Annotated in this window: 6 protein-coding genes; all 6 read right to left on the bottom strand. The window is 50.0% G+C overall.

The genetic code is table 11. From position 1 onward, the window contains the following. Window positions 1-64: 64 nt before the first annotated feature. On the bottom strand, window positions 65-328 hold the full coding sequence (locus tag PHO67_08965) for a hypothetical protein (protein MDD5547267.1): 264 nt from the start codon (window positions 326-328) through the stop codon (window positions 65-67). Between the two features lie 505 nt (window positions 329-833). Further along, the gene (locus tag PHO67_08960) at window positions 834-1,103 is read right to left on the bottom strand and encodes a hypothetical protein (protein ID MDD5547266.1); all 270 of its coding nucleotides are present in this window, start codon (window positions 1,101-1,103) and stop codon (window positions 834-836) included. 54 nt (window positions 1,104-1,157) lie between these two features. Beyond that, window positions 1,158-1,538: a hypothetical protein gene (locus tag PHO67_08955; GenBank protein MDD5547265.1), complete on the bottom strand. Its 381-nt coding sequence runs from the start codon at window positions 1,536-1,538 to the stop codon at window positions 1,158-1,160. Window positions 1,539-1,590: 52 nt separating this feature from the next. Continuing rightward, window positions 1,591-1,746, bottom strand: a complete 156-nt coding sequence (locus PHO67_08950; GenBank protein ID MDD5547264.1) for a hypothetical protein — start codon at window positions 1,744-1,746, stop codon at window positions 1,591-1,593. Between the two features lie 1,180 nt (window positions 1,747-2,926). Continuing rightward, window positions 2,927-3,142 carry a hypothetical protein gene (locus PHO67_08945; protein ID MDD5547263.1) on the bottom strand — a complete coding sequence of 72 codons (216 nt, stop codon included), beginning with the start codon at window positions 3,140-3,142 and terminating at the stop codon, window positions 2,927-2,929. Between the two features lie 641 nt (window positions 3,143-3,783). After that, a partial coding sequence (locus tag PHO67_08940; protein MDD5547262.1) for a hypothetical protein occupies window positions 3,784-4,032 on the bottom strand: 249 nt, incomplete at its 5' end.

Below are 4,032 nucleotides of genomic sequence, written 5' to 3'. Positions count from 1 at the left end.
ATGACCGTGGTCTTCTGCATACTGAATGCGTTTAGCGAGTTCAATCTGGCGATTGTAGTTTACGTTAGGATCCATCGGTTTCCTCCGGCGCTGGGCCTGGCTGCCAAACTATCTCACAATAGTCTGCACCGGCTTCTGGACTTTTGAATGAATGGTAACAAGACCGTACTAGATCGGCCTTCATTACATCTAGTTCTTCGTCAGGTATATCTGCGAAGATCTGAAGTAATGCATCTATTGCCTGCTCCTTAGTTTCTGCAACATTCGGACCACAGTCATACATGCAACCAAACGAACCTGAACCATAGATGTAATGATGTTCAGACATTGTAACCTCATTCTGCGAGTCTACTGCCGCCAGTAGACTCGGGGTATGCTGTTACGAGCAGTAGGAAGCGACTTGGTAGCGTTCACCGTCCCTGTCTAGTTTTATGAGAGTACCGGTTGACATTGAGTCGTGTTTCACTCCGTCCCAATATGCCAAGGGATGATCTTTTGGCACATTGTGTGTGAAGGAATTGGAAGTGTTTTCTGTGATCCGAGTATACTCGGAAGTATGTTCCCAATACCCATGGTAACAGAAGAAACCATCCCAATAGTCGCCGTTCTTGTCTTCTAGTTCGGATCGTTCCTCACCTTTACACCAGGCCTTGACTAGTTCCGGCTTGTCCCGGATTGACTCGGGAATCATCCAGTCGAATCGGTTGGTCAGTATCTTGACCGGAACCTCGGCACGGCACTTGAACTCGTGCCAATTATGATTGGTTCGGATATGCATCGGGATAACCCCTTTCCTACAGTATACACTAGGGCTGTATACTGTCGGCAAGCTGTTATATCCACTCGAAACCTAGGCAGTAGAGGACTGCACTAACCCAGTCGCCCGGCCCGTTTTCTTCCCACTTTTGATCGACCTCATATTCGCCGAAAGCTTTCTGGACTTCATTCCAAAGCTCACTGCAGGTCATGGCGCAGGTTCCAACCCGCTTGTCATTCCCGAAGTGAAACAACCCGCCTCGCAATTCTCCAGCCGTATCCTGTGCGTCGTAAGCTGCTCGGAATTCTGATTCGGTCGGCAGGATGCCATAGGTCATACTTTTCATACGGTAACCCCTTTCCTACAGTATACACTAGGGTTGTATACTGTCGGCAAGCTGTTACTTATTCAGGTCCGGGTCTAATCCAGCCACTGTTGCTAATTCTCGAATTGCGCCGTCAAGTGTACCACCGTCAAGCCGATTCAATTCGCAATTCAGAAAGCCTTTCACTCCGCGCAATGCATCGAGCCATTGTTCACCTGTATAGTAATCCTTACCAATTGGATCGCCATACTTAGTTTCATGTGTATCGGCATAGTCTGCTAATCCTCGCAGAATTGCAAGCAATGGGGCTTCAAACTTGATTGGATTCTTCAATGCATCGGTATGGTTCAGCCAGTAACGTCGCTGAGCTTTACCGTCCGCAGTAGTTAGAGGCTTGGTTATCTTGCCAGTCTTCAATAGGCTGGCTTCTAGTATCTGCCTGCACTTGTGAGCCATTGTAACCCCTTTCCTACAGTATACACTAGGGCTGTATACTGTCGGCAAGCTGTTACTTTATGCCTAGCAACTTGTCGAGTTGTTCGCATAGTTTCCAGATATCCGCAGCAACCTTTGGCGGCATATCAGGCCTAGGACCGAACCCAACATAAGGTCGTTCTAATACTCTAATCTTGAGTCGCAAGTCTTCTACAGTGACCTTTGCCATCGTAACCCCTTTCCTCAGGCCTACTTTGGACAGTAGGCTTGCGGCAAGCTGTCACGCCGGGACTCGAAAACTCGATTCGGTAGTCCGAATGACCTCAAAAGAGTTAGTGAGGTACATATACGCTACTGATCGGCGCAATGATTCGAATAATGTACAAGCGGACCGATAATCCAGATCAGATACATTATGTTTTACTGCACTTGAATCAGAATACCCGAATACTACGCGATAGATTCCCATGTTGTAACCCCTTTCCTCAGGCCTACTTTGGACAGTAGGCTTGCGGCAAGCTGTTACTTGCTATGTCGGCGCAATCGTTCGGCTGATGTCTTGTAGCGGTCGAATTCAGAGTCATCGAACCGGCGCCGCCCCTTAGGCCGTGGTTCATCGGTAAACCCGTCAAACCATGCCCCGGACCGCCTGGTCCGTTGGCGCCCGGCCTTGTTCGTACACGTCCTAGAACTCGTCTGTGGGTCCCTGCAATGGGCTTCTGCCTGCTCTAAGGTGAGCCCGGTTTGAATAACCCGGCGGGCCCCATTCTGCCACATGCGAATTATGCTGTACATGGAAACCTCCGACCGTTTCGGTTCCGGTCAGTCCTTCCGATTGCGTCGGAACCAGCCAGGCTTGCCGGTCAATCCGTCTCGCCTGACACTAGGACTAGTTGCAAGGCCTGTGCCAGACACTTCTAAACGTATCCTACATGTAGGTGTGTTGGCTAAGTACTTGATATTACTGAGGAACCAGCAGGCCGGCCGATAGGCCTGTGCCTGGGACGCACGCTAGCGCCGTATCAGAGCGTAACAGTGTGCCGCTCAGATACAGCGTCCGGCTACCCGGACGGTACCTTGTGGGTACCGGCCGGACGGCCCAAAGTCCGAGGTAGGGAACACACCTACATGTAGGGAAACATGCGATGGTATGCTCAACCAACCTACACTAGCCCCTTCTGGTGCGAACCAGCTGCGGACGGCCCTTGACCGAATGGCGCAAGTCTGCTGGACGTGCGTCGACTCCGGCCTTGACACAATTCGCGTGACGCAATGGGGCGGAAAGATGCTCATGTTCGAGTTTTCCGAACAGTGTACACGAATCCACTACACTGTCAAGGAACCGACATTTCGTGCTACACATCGCACCTTTCGTGTCAACAAGCACTCTGAGAATCATACTCATAGGTTTACACTTTCTCCAACAGACCAGTTACTAGGTTTTCGAATTCTTGACGTATGCGCCGGAGTTCAGCGACCCACTCCTTGTGTTCTTTGATGTACCCATCCGAATCATCGCTAGTATAACTTGGAGCATACTGTTCACTAGCCACGCTTCCTGCATGACTCAGTATTAGGTATGTGAGTCCTTCTTCAACCTGTTTGACTGCTTCATCTCGGTTCATGCTCTTCTCCTTGCTCCACACCAACAACACACTACCCATGGGTCGTCGCCATCGAATTCCCATGAGTGAAACTTACCATCCACCCGCTGAGACTTCTCACAGAACTCAGGCGGTCCGCCCTTACCTCGATGAAGAATAGGCGGAGTGTCAGGAATAAAGCGTAACTTACTATGCACCCCAACAGAGGATACTAACGAAGCCTCAATGAAAGCACTTCCAGCACATTCTTCCACAAGTATCCGTTTCCCCTGTTCAACCCATATACGCGGATACTGACCAATGGAACGCTCTTCCCCATCGTAAAGCCATTCGATGATAAAACCGTCATATAGCGGAACTGCACTGTACTTCACTTCGGCACCCCATCTACCCTTCTTTTGCTGCGCCCAAACCTGAACCTGATATCCGCAATCGGCGGAATGTCGTACTCACTCCCTTTACCATGCCTGCGCCGATTCTTACGACCTGGGAAGTTCTTAGGTTTCATCGAGTCCTCTGTCGTGTAGCTACACGTTGGAAACGTTTACGCGGTCTCCAAGTACAATCACAGAAAGGATGAACCCGTTCAGATTCAGGCTTCCGAGTCATGCAATTTGAATCATGTGCCTTTGGTACACCCTTAGACTTGTATCTAGTAATCTTCACTTCCCCTCCCTTTCCTTCTTCACCGCTTCCCGAAAATCGCCCCTACACCCGCAAGCACATCCCTCTACAACCCCCTTGTGTATCAACTGACCCATCTTCGCCAGTATCAGGTTATCTGGACAACCTGGAGGGAATGCTTTCCGTACACTAGGCATTCCGGTTTCGATATCAAACCAAGAAAACCCTACGCCAGGCCTCTGACGAAGTAATGCTAGAATATCCTCATCCGGAATGTCCTTGCATTG

The sequence above is a fragment of the Candidatus Omnitrophota bacterium genome, from assembly GCA_028716565.1.
GTDB lineage: Bacteria > Omnitrophota > Gorgyraeia > Pluralincolimonadales > Pluralincolimonadaceae > Pluralincolimonas.
This window is presented reverse-complemented; position numbering and strand designations above follow the sequence as displayed.

Coding starts and splice junctions, on each gene's coding strand:
- PHO67_08965 (MDD5547267.1), bottom strand. CDS start 328: ATGTCTGAACATCATTACATCTATGGTTCAGGTTCGTTTGGTTGCATG.
- PHO67_08960 (MDD5547266.1), bottom strand. CDS start 1,103: ATGAAAAGTATGACCTATGGCATCCTGCCGACCGAATCAGAATTCCGA.
- PHO67_08955 (MDD5547265.1), bottom strand. CDS start 1,538: ATGGCTCACAAGTGCAGGCAGATACTAGAAGCCAGCCTATTGAAGACT.
- PHO67_08950 (MDD5547264.1), bottom strand. CDS start 1,746: ATGGCAAAGGTCACTGTAGAAGACTTGCGACTCAAGATTAGAGTATTA.
- PHO67_08945 (MDD5547263.1), bottom strand. CDS start 3,142: ATGAACCGAGATGAAGCAGTCAAACAGGTTGAAGAAGGACTCACATAC.